The following is a 16,345-nucleotide window of genomic DNA, read 5'->3' on the forward strand; positions in this document are numbered from 1 at the left end:
GCCCTCCTACGCCGGTTCGGCGATCAGCTTGGTCTCCAGGTACTCCTCGAAGCCGGCCACGCCCATCTCGCGGCCGATGCCGGACTGCTTGTAGCCGCCGAACGGCGCGTCGCCGCCGTACCAGACACCGCCGTTGACGCCGACCGTGCCGGTGCGCAGCCGCGCGGCCACGGCCCGCGCCCGCTCCAGGTCTCCGCCGTGCACGGCGCCGGAGAGGCCGTAGGGCGAGTCGTTGGCGATGCGCACCGCGTCGTCGTCGCCGTCGTGCGGCAGGATCACCAGCACCGGCCCGAAGATCTCCTCGCGGGCGACCCGCGCGTCGTTGGTGAGCCCGGCGATGAGCGTCGGCTCGACGAAGAACCCGCGGTCCCGCTCGGCGCGCGCGCCACCGGTGACGAACTCGCCGCCCTCGTCCCGCGCCAGCGCCAGGTAGCCCTCGACCCGGTCGCGCTGCCGCGCCGAGATCAGCGGCCCGCACACGGTTCCGGGCTCGTCCGGATCGCCGACTCCGATGCCGCGCAGGGCCTTCGCGGTCGCCTCGACGGCTTCGTCGTAGCGCTCCCGGGGCACCAGCAGCCGGGTCGTCAGGGCGCAGCCCTGCCCGGCGTGGGTGCAGACGGTGAACGCCGCGAGCCCGCAGGCCGCGCCCAGGTCGGCGTCGTCGAGGACGACGAACGCCGATTTCCCGCCCAGTTCCAGGAAGGTCCGCTTGATGCCGGGGGCCGCGGCCGCCATCACCGCGCGGCCGGTGGCGGTGGAGCCGGTGAACGACACCAGGTCGACCCGCTCGTCGGACGGCAGCTGCGCGCCCAGCGCGTGATCGTCCGAGGTCACCACGTTGACCACGCCCGGCGGGATGTCGGTTTCGCGGAGCAGGATCTCGGCGACGGCCGCCGCGCACCACGGCGTGTCCGGCGCGGGTTTGAGCACGACGGTGTTGCCCGCCGCCAGCGCGGGGCCGAGCTTGGCGAGGTTGATCTGGTGCGGGAAGTTCCACGGCGTGATCGCGCCGACCACGCCGACGGCCTCCCGCCGGGTCCAGCGCCTGCTGGGCATCCCCATCGGCTCGGCCACTCCCAGGTCGCGGGTCCACTCGTACCCGGCGGCCAGGTCGGCGAAGTAGGCGAGGTCGGCGACCGGCGCGTCCAGCTGCGCACCGTGGGTCAGGAAGCGCGGCGCCCCGACCTCGGCGATGGTGAGCTCGCGCAGCTCCTCGGCGTGCTCCTGCAGCGCGGTCCCGAGCTGCTTCAGGCAGCGCACCCGCAGGTCCACGTCGCGCGACCACCCGGTCTCGTCGAAAGCCCGCCGCGCCGCGGCGATCGCGCGGTCCAGGTCGGCGGCGGTGGCGTTGGCCGCCGTGCCGAGGACTTCCTCGGTGGCGGGGTTCGCGGTCTCGAACCGGCCGCCCGACCCGGGGTGCCACTCCCCGTCGACCAGCAGGTTCGACGTCTTGTCGGTCCAGACGCTCATCGGCACCACATCCGGTTTCTAGACACGTGTCAAGACTATGGTCCATTCATCCCGGTAGCAATAGAACCGGTTGCCCCTTCTTCGGCGAGCTCCCGTTGACACAGCATAATCGAGCCGTAGAACATGTTCTAGATATTCGGCTCAGGAGGGGACCCACCGGATGACCGACGAGAGACCAGGCACGACCTCGCTGCCGGCGGCCGGCCCGGTGCCGGTCATCCCGGAGATCCCGGCCGAGACCACGCTGCTGGCCGGCCGGATCCGCGAACTCGTGGAGGCCAGCGTGCACACCGACGTCGACGGCCCGGACCTGCGCGAAGCCGCCGAGCACGTCGCCGCGGCCGCGGCGCTGCTGCGCGAACGCACCCGCGACCGGCCGCTGCTGCTCTCGCACGTCGACGGCCACCAGGTCAGCGTGCACAACCCGGTCGAGGGGCCCGGGAACCCGCTCGCGCCACCGATGGTCGGCGTGAAGATCGACGACTCCGGCGCGACGTCGTCGACCGCGCTGCTCGGCGCCGCCTACGAGGGCCCGCCGGGACGGGTGCACGGCGGCTGGGTGGCCTCGCTGCTCGATCACGCCGTGGGCCGCGCGGTCGCGGTGGCCGGGCACCCGGCGATGACGGTGTCGCTGGCGGTGGACTACCGCCGAGGCACCCCGCACGGCGCGCCGCTGACCATCAACGCGCGGTTCACCGGCAAGGAGGGCCGCAAGGTCTTCGCCACCGGCGAGATCGTCGCCGACGGCGAGGTCACGGCCGAGGCCAGCGCGATCCTGGTGACCTACTGACCTGCGAGGAGACTTGCGATGCCTGAGTTCCACCGGCTGCGGGTGGCCGAAGTCGTCGAGGAGACGGCCGACGCCCGCTCTGTGGTCTTCGACGTCGACACCGCCCGCCTGCCCTACCGGCCCGGCCAGTTCCTGACGCTGCGCATCCCGAGCGAGCGCTGCGGTTCGGTCGCCCGCGCCTACTCGCTGTCGAGCTCGCCGGTCACCGACGGGCGGCTGGCGGTCACCGTCAAGCGGACCGCCGAGGGCTACGCCTCGAACTGGATCTGCGACAACGTCGCCGCGGGCAGCGAGATCGACGTGCTGGAACCCGCCGGGGTGTTCACGCCGAAGTCGCTGGAGGCCGACCTGCTGCTGTTCGCGGCGGGCAGCGGCATCACGCCGATCATGTCGATCCTGAAGTCCGCGCTGGCCACCGGTTCCGGACGCGTGGTGCTCGTCTACGCCAACCGCGACGAGCGCTCGGTCATCTTCGCCCGCGAGCTCACCGAGCTGGCCGCCGCGCACCCCGGGCGGCTGCTGGTGCTGCACTGGCTGGAGTCGGTCCAGGGGCTGCCGACGCAGGAGGCGCTGCAGTCGCTCGCCGGGGCGTTCCCGGAACACGACGCGTTCCTGTGCGGGCCGAAGCCGTTCATGGACACGACGCGGAAAGCGCTGCGCGAGGCGGGGTTCCCGAAGTCGTCGATCCACCTGGAGCGCTTCGCCTCGCTGGCGGGCAACCCGTTCGACACCGCCACGCCCGCTGCGGCCGAGGCCGAGGACTCGCAGCCGGAGGACTCCGTGGTCGAGGTGACCATCGACGGCGAGGCGCACACCTTCACCTGGCCCGCCGACAAGCGGCTGCTCGACCTGCTCAAGGAGAACGGGATCCAGGCGCCGTCGTCGTGCGCCGAGGGGATCTGCGCGGCCTGCGAGTGCCGGGTCACCGAGGGCGAGGTGACGATGGTCAACAACCAGGTGCTGGAGCAGGAGGACCTCGACGACGGCTACCGCCTGGCCTGCCAGTCGCTGCCCAAGACGCCCAAGGTCAAGGTGGACTACGACTGATCACGTGGAACGCGTTCTCGCTATGAATCACACTGGGGCGTAGCGCGGAACTCAACAGAACTATAACCTGTTTCAGTATCGTGAGGGCCACCTGGAGGTGCCATGACAGAAGCGACCTTCGATGTCGTCGTGGTCGGCTCCGGCGCCGCCGGCATGACCGCCGCGCTCGCCGCGGCGGACCGGGGGTTGTCGGCGCTGGTCGTGGAGAAGGACCGCTACTTCGGCGGCTCCACCGCCCGCTCCGGCGGCGCCGTCTGGGCCCCGCACAACGAGGTTCTGCAACGCGCGAAGGCGGGCGACACCCCGGAGAAGGCCGCGACGTACCTGCGGCACCTCATCGGCGACGAGATCGCCGCCGACCGCCGCGAGGCGCTGCTGTCCCGCGGCCCCGAGATGGTCTCGCTGGTGCTGCGCCGCACCCCGATGAAGCTCAAGTGGATCCCCGGCTACTCCGACTACTACCCGGAGACCCCCGGCGGCACCCCGATGGGCCGCTCGCTGGAGCCGAAGCCGTTCAACGGCAAGCTGCTCGGCGACGAGCTGGCCAACCTGCAACCCCCCTACCTGCCCGCACCGGCCGGGATCACGGTCACCGCCGCCGAGTACAAGTGGATGAACCTCATCGCCCGCCACCCGCGCGGCGTGTTCACCTCGGCGAAGGTCGGCCTGCGCCGGGTGATCTCGCTGGCCACCAAGCGGCCGCTGCTGGCGCTGGGCCAGGCCCTGGCCGCCGGGCTGCGCGCGGGCCTGCTGCGCGCGGACGTGCCGGTGTGGCTCAACAGCCCGCTGACCGAGCTGCACGTCGAGGACGGCGCGGTCACCGGCGTGCGGGTGCGGCGCGGCGACGACGACGTGCTGGTCCGCGCACGGCACGGGGTGATCATGGCCGCCGGCGGGTTCGAGAAGAACGAGCGGATGCGCAAGCAGTTCCAGCGCGAGCCGATCGGCAGCGAGTGGACCGTGGGCGCCGAGTCCAACACCGGCGACGGCATCGAGGCCGGTCAGCGCATCGGCGCGGACGTGGACCTGATGGACGACGCGTGGTGGGGACCGTCGATCCCGCTGCCCCGGGGTCCGTACTTCTGCCTGTCCGAGCGCAACCTGCCGGGCTCGATCATCGTCAACGCCGCGGGTGAGCGCTACGTCAACGAGGCGACGCCCTACGTCGACGCGGTGCACGCGATGTACCGGGGGCACGAGACCGGTGTCTCGCACATCCCGTCGTGGTTGATCGCCGATCAGCGCTACCGCAACAACTACACCTTCGCCGGATTACCGCCCCGGCAGCGCTTCCCCGGCAGCTGGTACAAGGCCGGGGTCGTGCACTCGGCCGGGACGATCGAGGAGCTGGCGGCCAAGATCGAGGTCCCGGCCGAGGCGCTGCGGGCGACGGTGCGGCGGTTCAACGGCTTCGCCGCCACGGGCTCCGACGCGGACTTCGGCCGCGGCGACAGCGCCTACGACCGCTACTACGGCGACCCGAAGCTGCCGAACCCGAGCCTGGCGGCGCTGGAGGTCGCACCGTTCCACGCGGTGAAGATCGTGCCCGGTGATCTGGGCACCAAGGGCGGCTTGCGCACCGACGCGCGGGCGCGGGTGCTGCGCGAGGACGGCTCGCCGGTGCCCGGCCTGTACGCGGCGGGCAACGCGAGCGCGGCGGTGATGGGTTCGACCTACGCAGGGGCCGGGGCGACGATCGGACCGGCGATGACCTTCGGGTACGTGGCCGCGCTGGACATCGCCGCGCGAGCAGAGGGCAGTTCTTCCTCGAATTGACCGGGCATTTCAGACGTTGATCACGGGCGGTTCCGGGACGAACTGCCCTCAGTCAGGGAGGCGCAATGACCGCGACCGCGGCGACCGAGCAACCGCACTGCCTCGTGGAGCAGCGCGGAGGCGTGCTCGTGGTGACCATGAACCGCCCGGAGGCCAAGAACGCGCTGTCCGGCGAGATGATCAAGATCATGATCGAGGCGTGGGACCGCGTCGACGACGACCCCGACATCCGGGCCTGCGTGCTCACCGGCGCGGGCGGCGCGTTCTGCGCGGGCGCCGACCTCAAGAGCATGAGCAACAACCACCCCGGAGACCAGCACGCCCAGGGCTCGTTCAACCCCGCCAAGATCGAGGGCCTGCTCAAGGGCCGTCGGCTCACCAAGCCGCTGATCGCCGCCGTCGAGGGCCCCGCGATCGCGGGCGGCACCGAGATCCTGCAGGCCACCGACATCCGCGTGGCCGGGGAGAGCGCGCGCTTCGGCGTCTCCGAGCCGCGCTGGGGCCTGTTCCCGCTGGGTGGCTCGGCCGTGCGGCTCACCCGCCAGATCCCATACACCGTGGCCGCCGATCTGCTGCTCACCGGACGCCACATCAAGGCGCCGGAGGCCAAGGAGCTCGGGCTGATCGGCCACGTCGTGCCTGACGGAACAGCGCTGGACAAGGCCCTCGAACTCGGCGAGATGATCGCCGCGAACGGGCCGCTGGCCGTGCAGGCGATCCTGCGCACCATCCGCGAGACCGAGGCGATCCCCGAGGAGGAGGCCTTCGCCATCGAGGCCCGGCACGGCATCGGGGTCTTCATGAGCGAGGACGCCAAGGAGGGCCCGAAGGCCTTCGCGGAGAAGCGCAAGCCGAACTTCCAGGGCAAGTGAGCCTCGGGGGCGTCCCCGCGCGGGGGCGCCCCTGATCGGTCCAGCAGCACCGGCACCGGCCGGCCGTCGTTGCAGAGTCGAACGTCCCCGCAATGTCGCGAGGTGCACGGATGCAGAGCAGCTACGCAACCGAGAGCCGCTACGCGGCGCTGTCCCGGCCCCGGCTGGCCGCGCTGCTGCCGGAGCTGCTGCTGGCGGGCCAGCTGATCGACCGGTCGGCGATGGCCTGGTGCATCTCGTCGTTCGGCCGCGAGGAGATGACGCGGATCGCCGTCGAGGAGTGGATGGCGGCCAGCCCGATCTACACCCGGCGGATGCAGGAAGCGCTGGACTACCGCGGCGACGACGTGGTGACGATCTTCAAGGGACTGCAGCTCGACATCGGAGCTCCGCCCCAGTTCATGGACTTCCGCTACACCGTGCACGACCCGTGGTCCGGGGAGTTCCACCTCGACCACTGCGGTGCGCTGATGGACGTCGAGCCGATGGGCGAGCGCTACGTGCGGGCGATGTGCCACGACATCGAGGACCCGACCTTCGACGCCACCGCGGTCGCCACGAACCCGAAGGCGCAGGTCCGACCGGTGCACCGGCCGCCGCGGGTGCCGAGCGACCGGCAGCCGCACTGCGCGTGGACGGTGCGCATCGACGACTCGCACCCGCCGGTCTCCCCCAGCCCCGACTGCCTGGCGCTGCGCGAGTCCCGGGCGGCGACCCTGCCGCTGTCGCCCGTCGACCCGTCCGAGGACGGGCGCGGCGACTACACCGGTCCGCTGCTGAGCGACCTGGACTTCGGCGAGTTCAGCACCTCCGCGCTGGTGCGGATGGCCGACGAGGTGTGCCTGCAGATGCACCTGCTCAACCTGGGTTTCGTCCGCGCGGTGTCGCGGCGGACCGACGACCCGCGGGAGATCTGCACCAAGCAGCTGGTGGGCATCGCCGGGATCGCCGCCGAACGCCTCCACGCCGCGCTCGGACTTCCCGGCGGTGTCGCGGGGGCGCTGCGGACCCTGGAGCTGCACCCGCTGCTCAACCCCGCCGCCTACGTGCGCGCGTCCCGGGAGGACGACGCGATCACCGTGCGGCCCGGACCGGCGCACGACGACGGGGCGTGGATCTCGTTGTGCGGGCCCGATTCCACCGCCGCGCTGCAGGCCGTGGTGCGCGCGGTCGACCCCCGGCTCGACGTCGCCGTCGCGGGCACCGCGGACGCCTGGACCGCGCGGGTCGTCACCCGCGACGACCCGGCGCCGGAGTTCGACGAGGTGGCCGTGACCCGCATCAGCACCGGGGCGAGCTTCGAGTTCCGGCCCCGGAAGTCCCTGCCCATCACGCCAGTTCGGTGAGGAGAGCCACGATGACCGGCACGAGCTTCGCCCTGTCCGAGGTCTTCCGTACGGTCGCCGAGGCGGTTCCCGACCAGGAGGTGCTGGTCTGGGGCGAGCGGCGGTTCAGCTACGCGCAGCTCAACGCGCGCATCGACGGCGTCGCGCACTACCTGGCCGAGCGGGGATTCGGCTGCCACGCACCGCGCGAGCGGCTGGCCGGGCACGAGTCCGGGCAGCACCACGTCGGGATCTACCTGCACAACGGCAACGAGTACCTGGAAGCGCTGGTCGGGGCGCTGCGGGCGCGCGCGGTGCCGTTCAACGTCAACTACCGCTACGTGGCCGAGGAGCTGCTCTACCTGTTCCGCGACGCCGGCGCCGAAGCGCTGGTGTTCCACTCCGCGTTCGCGCCGCAGGTCGCCGAGATCCGGGACCGATTACCCGGTCTGCGGCTGCTGATCCAGGTCGACGACGACAGCGGGAACCCGCTGCTGCCGGGCGCGGTCGCGTACGAGTCCATCGTGGACACCCCCGGGGAGGCTCCCGAGCCGAGCGGGGACGATCTCTACCTGCTCTACACCGGTGGGACGACCGGGATGCCCAAGGGCGTGATGTGGCGGCAGCACGACGCCTACGTCAGCGCGATGGGCGGAACCCCGTTCGGCAGCGCCGAGCCCTACCGCTCCTACGACCAGATCGCCGAGGCCGCGCGGGCCGGTGGCGGCGGCATGCGGCTGATCATGACGGCGCCGTTCATGCACGGCGCCGCGCAGTGGTCGACCTTCCACATGATCACCCAGGGCGGTGCGATCGTGCTGCCGACCGATCCGACGCGCCTGGACTGGCCGGACGTGCTGCGCACCGTCGAGCGGGAGCGGGTGGTCAGCGTCCCGGTGGTCGGCGACGCGATGGCCCGGCCGATGGTGGCCGAGCTGGAGCGCGGGGACTACGACCTCTCCGGGGTGTTCGCCGTGCAGAACGGCGGCGCGCCGCTGACCCCGACCGTGCGCGCCCGGCTGCGGGCGCAGCTGCCGAACGTGCTGTTCGTCGACACCGTCGGATCGTCGGAGACGGGGATCCAGATGAGCCAGGTCGCCGACGGGAACGGTGCCGACACCGGCGTTTTCACCCCCGCCGAGGACACCACGGTCCTCGACGACGACCTCACCCGCGAGCTCTCCCCCGGTGAGGGCCAGGGCTGGCTCGCCCGGCACGGCCTGGTACCGCTGGGCTACCTCGGCGACGCCGAGAAGACGGCCCGGACGTTCCCGGTCGTCGGCGGGACCCGCTACAGCGTCCCGGGCGACCGCGCGGTCCGCCTGGAGGACGGCCGGATCCAGCTGCTCGGCCGCCAGAGCGTCACCATCAACTCCGGCGGCGAGAAGATCTTCGTCGAGGAGGTCGAGCGCGCCCTGGCCGCCCACCCGGCCATCGCCGACGTCATCGTCACCGGCCGCCCCTCCGACCGCTGGGGCCAGGAAGTGGTCGCCATCGTAGAAGTCCTCGATGGCGAAGAGGTCTCGGACGAAGCACTCCTCGCCGAAGCGGCCCACCACGTAGCCCGCTACAAGCTTCCCAAGGCCATCCTCCGGGTCCCCCAGATCCAGCGCTCACCCAGCGGAAAGGCCGACTACCGATGGGCCAAGACCCAAGCCGAGAAGTCCGCGATCGAAGGCTGACTCCACCCCGAGGAGGCGGCGTCGCGTTGCCGACGTCCGTTGCCAGGGGACAGTTTTAGCCATAATCACCCATGATCAATGTCCCTTTTGTCCGGTCAATTATGGCTAAAACTGTCCCCTGGTGAGGAACACCGCCACCACGACGCCACCTCCGGGAGGTACGGACGTGAGAAACCCTCCCGGCCGGGGTGTGGGCCGGGAGGGCGTCGGAGGTGGATCTCAGCGGAGCTTGTCGAGGCGGGTGAAGGTGTCCTCGACTTCGCGGAGGAGGTCGTCGAAGACCTCGGCCACCGGGCGGATCTCGTTCATGCGGCCGACGATCTGGCCGACCGGCATGGAGACCGCCTGGGGGTCGCTGGCGCGCATCATGCGCTGGTGGGCGTCGGCGACCAGGATGTTCTGCAGCGGCATCGGCAGCGGCTGCGGGGCGTCCGGAGCGGCCCACGCCTCGGTCCACTTGGTCTTGAGCAGTCGTGCAGGTTTGCCGGTGTAGATGCGGGAGCGGACGGTGTCGCTGGAGTTCGCCGCGAGCAGCGCCTCCTGGGTGACCGAATCGCCCATCGTCATGCCGTACTCGGCCGTGGTCAGCCAGTACGAGCCCATCCACGCGCCCGAGGCGCCGAGCGCCAGCGCCGCGGCGATCTGCCGCCCGGTCCCGATGCCGCCCGCGGCGAGCACCGGGGCGCGACCGGCGAGGGCGTCGACGATCTCCGGGACCAGCACCATCGTGGCGATCTCGCCGGTGTGCCCACCGGCCTCGTGGCCCTGGGCGACGACGATGTCCACCCCGTTGTCGACGTGCCGCTTGGCGTGCTCGGCCTTGCCGGCCAGGGCCGCCACCAGCACGTCGTGCGAGTGGGCCTGCTCGATGATGTCCACCGGCGGGGAGCCGAGCGCGTTGGCGATCAGCGCGATCGGGTGCCGCAGCGCCACGTCGACGTGCGAGCGGGCCACCGAGTGCAGCCAGCCCAGCACTCCCCCGCGCTCCTTCTCATCTTCGGGCAGCTCCGGGACGCCGAGCTCGGCGAGGGTCCGCTCGACGAACGCGCGGTGCTCGGCCGGGATCAGCGAGTCCAGGTCTACCTGCGTGCCTTCGGTGGGGATCTTGGCCGGCATCACGACGTCGACGCCGTAGGGCTTGCCGTCGGTGTTGGCGTCCATCCAGTCCAGCACCCGGTCGAGCTCGTCGGGGTCGTTGAACCGCACGCACCCCAGCACCCCCAGCCCACCGGCCTTGCTGACCGCGGCGGCGACGTGCTCGGACGGCGTGAACGCGACGATCGGGTGCTCGATCCCGAGCGTGTCGCACAGCGAAGTTCGCATTGACTTCCTCTCAAAACCCTGTTTCGTGCTCGTTCTGCGTAGCGGTGCGGGTAGCGGAACCTGAGACGCCGCCTGGGTCCGGGCGCCACTCCTGATGTATGCCAATACACGGCGTCGCGGCGTCCTCCCCAGACGGCGTCTCAGAACCCGCGGCGGTGCCAGGTGCTGACGTGGTGGAAGAGAAAGCGGCTCCACCGCTTGCGCACAGCGCCTTGAAGACGAATCAGCGCGCGGCGGATTTCCGCGTGGGTTCGTTGACTTCCGTCGGGGCGTGGTCCTCGGTGTGCTTGCGCGCCCACGGGTAGTCGGGCTTGCCGCTGGGCGAGCGGGTGATCTGCTCGACTATCCACAGGCTGCGCGGCACCTTGTAACCGGCGATGACCTGGCGCGCGTGGGCGTCGAGCTCGGAGAGGCTCGGCGACGCGCCTTCGCGGGGCTGCACAAGCGCGGCCACCCGCTGGCCCATCCGCTCGTCGGGCACGCCGACGACGAGCACGTCGAAGACGTCGGGGTGCGACTTCAGCGCGCTCTCGACCTCCTCGGGGAAGACCTTCTCGCCACCGGTGTTGATCGACATGTTCCCGCGGCCGAGCAGCGTGACCGTCCCGTCGGCTTCCAGCCGCGCGTAGTCGCCGGGCACGACGTAGCGGGTGCCGTCGACCTCGACGAACACCGAGGCGGACTTCTCCGGGTCCTTGTAGTAGCCCAGCGGCACGTGCCCGGACTTGGCCAGCCAGCCGATCTGCCCGGTTCCCGGTTCCAGCGGCTTGTTGTCGTCGTCGATGACGATGAGCTTGCGGTCCGCGGTGACGCGCGGACCTTCGGACTGCACGCCGTCCTTGGTGACGATGCCGATGCCGCCGAAACCGGTCTCCGAGGAGCCGATCGCGTCGGTGATCACGACGTTGGGCAGCGCGTCGAGGTACTGGTGCTTGACCGAGGTGGAGAACAGCGCCGCGGTCGAGGAGATCGCGACCACCGAGGACGCGTCGTAGCCTCCCTCGTTGAGCGCCTCGATCATCGGCCGCGCCATCGCGTCCCCGACGATGGCCAGCACGTTGACCCCGTTGCGCTCCACGGCCTTCCACACCTCGTGCGGATCGAACTCGGGCACGAAAACGGTGGTGGCGCAGGCGAAGAGGTTGCCGAAGGTGGCCCACTGCGCGGCGCCGTGGATGAACGGTGCGGCCGGAAGTCGCACCAGGCCGCCGGTTTCCGCGCCGGTGCGCGCGAGTTCCCACTCGTCCTTGACGTATTCACCGGTCATGAAGTCGATGCCGCCGCCGAGGACGCGCCACACGTCCTCCTGGCGCCACATGACGCCCTTGGGCATGCCGGTGGTGCCGCCGGTGTAGAGCAGGTAGAGGTCGTCGGCGCTGCGCTCGGCGAAGTCGCGGTCGGCGCGGGAGGCCGCGAGCGCGGACTCGTACTCGACGCCGTCGTACCGGGCGTAGTCGTCGTCCGAACCGTCCTCGATCACTAGAACGTGATTCAGACCCGGAACCTGCGGCAGCACCTCGGCGACGTGGTCGCTGTAGCGCCGCTCGTGGACCAGCGCGACCATGTCCGCGTTGGAGAAGATGTACTGCAACTCGGCGGGCACGTACCGGTAGTTCACGTTGATCGCGACAGCGCGCAGCTTGTACGCCGCGAGCATCGCCTCCAGCGCCTCGATTGAGTTCCTGGAGTACACACCGATGTGCGCGCCGGGCCCGACGCCGCGGGCGGCGAGGTGGTGCGCCAGCCGGTTGGAGCGCTCCTCCAGTTCCGAGAACGTCACCTGGCGCTCGCCGCAGACCACTGCGACGCGCTCAGGGACCAGGTCGACTGCGTGCTCGAAGAGATCTGCGATGTTGAGTGCCACTCGAAAAAAGTAGAACGTGTTATCGCGGAAGACAAGGGGTCGGTGGAGGTACCGCGAAATGGGCGATCCGCCATCACCGGCCTCGATGGGCAGCACGGAACCGCGCGCGGCGGCCGGGTTCGCCGCCGCACGCGGTCGCGCGCGGATCACCGCAGCTCAGATCGCCTTCTCGCGGCCTTCCCAGTACGGGTCGCGCAGCTTGCGCTTGTAGAGCTTGCCGTTGGGGTCGCGCGGCAGTTCATCGACGTAGTCGATGCTGCGCGGGACCTTGAACTTGGCGAGCCGCTCGCGGGCGTAGGCCAGCAGCTCCCCGGAGAGCTCGTCACCGGGCGCCACGCCGTCGGCGGGCTGGACGACGGCCTTGACCTCCTCGCCCCAGTCGTCGTGCGGCACGCCGAACACGGCCACGTCGGCGACCTTGGCGTGCACCGACAGCGCGCTCTCGATCTCGGCCGGGTAGATGTTCACCCCGCCGGAGATGATCATGTCGTTGCGCCGGTCGCACAGGTACAGGTAGCCGTCCTCGTCGAGGTACCCGACGTCGCCGAGGGTGAACAGGTCCCCGACGCGTGCTTCCTGGGTCTTCTTCCTGTCGTTGTGGTACTCGAAGGTCGACCCGCCCATCTGCATGTAGACGGTGCCGATCTCCCCGGCGGGCAGCTCGGCGCCATCGTCGCCGAGCACCCGCACCACAGAGCCCGGCCACGGCTTGCCCACCGAACCGGGTTTGCGCAGCCACTCGTCGGCCATGATCGTCGTACCGCCACCCTCGGTGGCCGCGTAGTACTCGACGACCACCGGGCCCCACCAGTCCAGCATCGCGCGCTTGACCTCCTGCGGGCACGGCGCGGCGCCGTGGATCATGGTGCGCAGCGAGGAGACGTCGTAGCGCTCGCGGGTCTCGGCCGGCAGCGCCAGCAGCCGGTGGAACTGGGTGGGCACCATGTGGCTGTGGGTGACGCGGTGCTCCTCGATGAGCCGCAGCATCTCCTCGGCCCCCCAGCGGTCCATCAGCACCGCGGTGTGCCCGAACTGGATCGAGATGCTCACGAAGTTGAGCACCGCCGTGTGGTACAGCGGCGATCCGCACAGGTGCACGTGGTCGTCGAAGGGCTTGAGCCCGAACACCCCGAAGAACCACGCGTTCGCGGCGGGCACGTCGTCGGGATCGGCCCCGCTCAGCGGTCTGCGCACGCCCTTGGGGCGACCGGTGGTGCCCGAGGTGTAGAGCATCGGCGAGCCCGTGGTGCGCACGTCGGGCCGCTTGGCGGGTTCGTCGGCGCCGAGGTTGGCCAGCGGCTGGAAGCCCGGCACCTCGCCGACGGCGAAGCGGGCCTCGCTGGACAGGCCGCTGCGCGCGGCGGCGTCGGAGGCGGCCTCGGCGAAGCGCTCGTGCGCGATGAACGCCTTGGCGCCGCTGTCCTCGACGATGTAGGCGACCTCGGGCCCGACGAGGTGCCAGTTGACGGTCACCACGTACAACCCGGTCTGGATGGCCGCGAAGTAGGCGGCGAGCAGGTCGGCACCGTTGGGCAGCATCAGCACGATGCTGTCGCCCGGTTCCAGCCCCATGCTCTGCAGCCCGCGGCCGTACCGGTCGGCGGCGGAGGCGAGCTCGGCGTAACTCACCGAGCCACCGTCCGGCGAGACCACGGCCGTGCGGTTCGGCTGCTGGTCGGCGATGTTCCACAGTCCTATGTCGGCCACGGCGGACTCCTGTCGACGGCGAGAGCGTTCCCCAGCCGAACAAACCTAGAACGTGTTGCAGTTCTAGGGCAAGACCACCTGGCGAACCACCACCGACACCCCACCTCACCCGACACCGAGCCGCAAGAACAAATTCCACCCCACTCCCCCAGGATCACCACCCCACCCGGATTACCGCCGCAATCGGGTGCCCGATTACCGGAGTAATCGGGGGTGGGAATACGGCGGTAATCTGGCGCCCGATTGCGGCGGTAATCCGGGTTTTGGGGCAGTTTTAGTCAGAACCGTCGCGTCATGGCGCCCGAAATGTCCGGTCAGTTGTGACCAAAACCGCCTTCTCCGCCGCACCCGCGTCCGGGATCCGGCGGTGATCCGACCCCGGCCCAGCCGCGGCCGGGGCACCCTAGGTGAGGACGTCGGCCACCGCTCTGACGTGGTCGGTGTCGCGGCAGCCCACGAGGAGCGTGTCCACCCCCGACTTCTCCCAGACCGCGATGCGGTCCCGGACGTGGTCGCGGTCCCCGATGATGGCCACGTCGTCGACGGCTTCGTCCGGGACGGCCGCGACGGCCTCCTCGCGGCGCCCGGCGGCGAAGAGCCGCTCGATGTCGGCCACCGCCTCCTCGTAGCCCATGCGGCGGAACAGCTCGGCGTGGAAGTTCATCCCCGGCGCGCCCATCCCGCCCAGGTAGAGCGCCACCGACGGCTTGAGCTTGGCGCGCTCGGCCGCCGGGTCGTCGGTGACCACGACCTGGCAGGTCGCCGCGACCTCGAACTCCTCGCGGGTGCGGCGCGCGCCCTCGCGGGCGAAGCCCTCGGCCAGCCACTCCTCGTACATCCCGCCGACCCGCGGCGAGTAGTACACCGCGATCCAGCCGTCGGCGATCTCGGCGGTCTGCGCGACGTTCTTCGGCCCCTCCGCGCCCAGCCAGATCGGCAGGTCCGCGCGCAGCGGGTGGGTGATCGGCTTGAGCGGCTTGCCCAGCCCCAGCGAACCGGGACCGTCGTAGGGCAAGCGGTGGTGCGGGCCGTCGTTGCGGATCGGCGCCTCGCGCGCGAGCACCTGCCGCACGACCGAGACGTACTCCCTGGTCCGGGCCAGCGGCTTGGCGAACGGCTGGCCGTACCAGCCCTCCACCACCTGCGGCCCGGACACGCCCAGGCCCAGCACCGCGCGGCCGCCGGAGAGGTGGTCGAGGGTCAGCGCGTGCATCGCGCACGAGGCCGGCGAGCGCGCCGACATCTGCGCCACCGAGGTCCCCAGGCGCACGCGGGAGGTGTCCGAACCCCACCAGGCCAGCGGGGTGAAGGCGTCCGAGCCCCACGACTCGGCGGCGAAGACGGCGTCGAACCCGACCCGGTCGGCTTCGAGAACGAGTTCCTGCGCGTTCTGCGGCGGGGCCGCGCCCCAGTACCCCAGTTGCAGTCCTACTTTCACTTGTGAACCTCCCTTTCCCGACCGCACGCGGACTCCGCCCATACTGCACCGGATATTGCCGGGATGGCGAGAACATGTTTCACTTCGGGTTGTGACTGGGATCTCCGAACCGCTCAGCGCCCCGCTCAACATCGGCTTCGACTACACCCGCTCGCTCGGGACCGCGCGCAGCCGATTCGCCACCGCGCTGCGCGACGGCGGCATCGTCGGCGTCCGCGGCAGCGACGGCCGGGTGCACGTGCCGCCCCTCGAATACGACCCGGACACCGCCGCGCCGCTGGACGACTTCGTCGAGGTCGGCACCCAGGGCACGGTGGTGAGCTGGACCTGGATGCCCGACCCGCTGCCCGGCCAGCCGTTCGACCGGCCCTTCGCCTGGGCGCTGGTGCGCCTCGACGGCGCCGACACCCCGCTGCTGCACGCCGTGGACGTGCCCGGACCGGAGGCCATCTCCACCGGGATGCGCGTGCAGGTCCGCTGGGCGGCCGAGCGCGGCAACGGGATTCGCGACATCGCCTGCTTCGAACCCGCTGGGGAGGTGACCGCCGCGCCCGAGGCCGTCGGCGGTGATCCGGTGACGATGGTGACCACGCCGGTGCACCTGGAGTACACCCACTCGGCTTCCCCCGAGGAGAGCCGCTACCTGGAAGGGCTCAAGCAGGGCCGGATGCTCGGCCAGCGCTGCCCCGCCTGCGAGAAGGTCTACATCCCGCCGCGCGGCGCCTGCCCCACCGACGGCGTGCCGACCGTGGAGGAGGTGGAGCTGCCCGACACCGGGATCGTGACCACCTTCTGCATCGTCAACGTGCCGTTCCTGGGCCAGCGCATCAAGCCGCCCTACGTGGGCGCCTACATCCTGCTCGACGGCGCCGACATCGCGTTCCTGCACCTGGTCCTGGGCTGCGAGGCCGACCAGGTGCGGATGGGCATGCGGGTCAAGGCGTCGTGGAAACCGCGCGAGCAGTGGGGCCACACGCTGGAGAACATCGACCACTTCGAACCGACCGGGGAACCGGACGCGCCGTTCGAAACCTACGCCCACCACCTGTGA

At 70.9% G+C, this 16,345-nt stretch carries 12 protein-coding genes; 7 read left to right on the forward strand and 5 right to left on the reverse strand.

The genetic code is table 11. From position 1 onward, the window contains the following. Positions 1-6: 6 nt before the first annotated feature. Complete coding sequence (locus QFW96_RS13825) at positions 7-1,470, reverse strand: aldehyde dehydrogenase (RefSeq protein ID WP_281456025.1); 1,464 nt, start codon at positions 1,468-1,470, stop codon at positions 7-9. 160 nt (positions 1,471-1,630) lie between these two features. Here QFW96_RS13825 and QFW96_RS13830 point away from each other — a divergent pair, with 160 nt between their 5' ends. The 6 genes from QFW96_RS13830 (at position 1,631) to QFW96_RS13855 (ending at position 8,962) form a co-directional block, all read left to right on the forward strand. Further along, a complete protein-coding gene (locus QFW96_RS13830; RefSeq protein WP_281456026.1) occupies positions 1,631-2,260 on the forward strand; it encodes a PaaI family thioesterase in 630 nt (209 codons plus the stop codon). An 18-nt stretch (positions 2,261-2,278) separates the two neighbouring features. Next, complete coding sequence (locus QFW96_RS13835) at positions 2,279-3,307, forward strand: 2Fe-2S iron-sulfur cluster-binding protein (protein ID WP_281456027.1); 1,029 nt, start codon at positions 2,279-2,281, stop codon at positions 3,305-3,307. 102 nt (positions 3,308-3,409) lie between these two features. Continuing rightward, positions 3,410-5,083: a 3-oxosteroid 1-dehydrogenase gene (gene kstD, locus QFW96_RS13840; RefSeq protein ID WP_281456028.1), complete on the forward strand. Its 1,674-nt coding sequence runs from the start codon at positions 3,410-3,412 to the stop codon at positions 5,081-5,083. A gap of 65 nt (positions 5,084-5,148) precedes the next feature. Next, positions 5,149-5,955, forward strand: coding sequence for a crotonase/enoyl-CoA hydratase family protein (locus tag QFW96_RS13845; RefSeq protein WP_281456029.1), 807 nt, complete (start codon positions 5,149-5,151; stop codon positions 5,953-5,955). 110 nt (positions 5,956-6,065) lie between these two features. Then, complete coding sequence (locus QFW96_RS13850; RefSeq protein ID WP_281456030.1) at positions 6,066-7,301, forward strand: hypothetical protein; 1,236 nt, start codon at positions 6,066-6,068, stop codon at positions 7,299-7,301. 11 nt (positions 7,302-7,312) lie between these two features. Continuing rightward, a complete protein-coding gene (locus QFW96_RS13855) occupies positions 7,313-8,962 on the forward strand; it encodes an acyl-CoA synthetase (protein ID WP_281456031.1) in 1,650 nt (549 codons plus the stop codon). A gap of 219 nt (positions 8,963-9,181) precedes the next feature. On the opposite strand, the gene QFW96_RS13860 is transcribed toward QFW96_RS13855, so the two are convergent. The 4 genes from QFW96_RS13860 to QFW96_RS13875 all read right to left on the reverse strand — a co-directional run bounded on the left by QFW96_RS13860 (position 9,182) and on the right by QFW96_RS13875 (position 15,294). Further along, a complete protein-coding gene (locus tag QFW96_RS13860; RefSeq protein ID WP_281456032.1) occupies positions 9,182-10,285 on the reverse strand; it encodes an NAD(P)H-dependent flavin oxidoreductase in 1,104 nt (367 codons plus the stop codon). 223 nt (positions 10,286-10,508) lie between these two features. After that, positions 10,509-12,149: an acyl-CoA synthetase gene (locus QFW96_RS13865; RefSeq protein ID WP_281456033.1), complete on the reverse strand. Its 1,641-nt coding sequence runs from the start codon at positions 12,147-12,149 to the stop codon at positions 10,509-10,511. Positions 12,150-12,305: 156 nt separating this feature from the next. Further along, positions 12,306-13,856, reverse strand: a complete 1,551-nt coding sequence (locus tag QFW96_RS13870) for an acyl-CoA synthetase (protein ID WP_281456034.1) — start codon at positions 13,854-13,856, stop codon at positions 12,306-12,308. 403 nt (positions 13,857-14,259) lie between these two features. Beyond that, the gene (locus QFW96_RS13875) at positions 14,260-15,294 is read right to left on the reverse strand and encodes an LLM class F420-dependent oxidoreductase (RefSeq protein ID WP_281456035.1); all 1,035 of its coding nucleotides are present in this window, start codon (positions 15,292-15,294) and stop codon (positions 14,260-14,262) included. Between the two features lie 91 nt (positions 15,295-15,385). Between QFW96_RS13875 and QFW96_RS13880 the strand changes: the two genes are divergently transcribed. Beyond that, on the forward strand, positions 15,386-16,345 hold the full coding sequence (locus tag QFW96_RS13880; protein ID WP_425524757.1) for a Zn-ribbon domain-containing OB-fold protein: 960 nt from the start codon (positions 15,386-15,388) through the stop codon (positions 16,343-16,345).

The organism is Saccharopolyspora ipomoeae (genome assembly GCF_029952525.1).
Taxonomy (GTDB): Bacteria; Actinomycetota; Actinomycetes; order Mycobacteriales; family Pseudonocardiaceae; genus Saccharopolyspora; species Saccharopolyspora ipomoeae.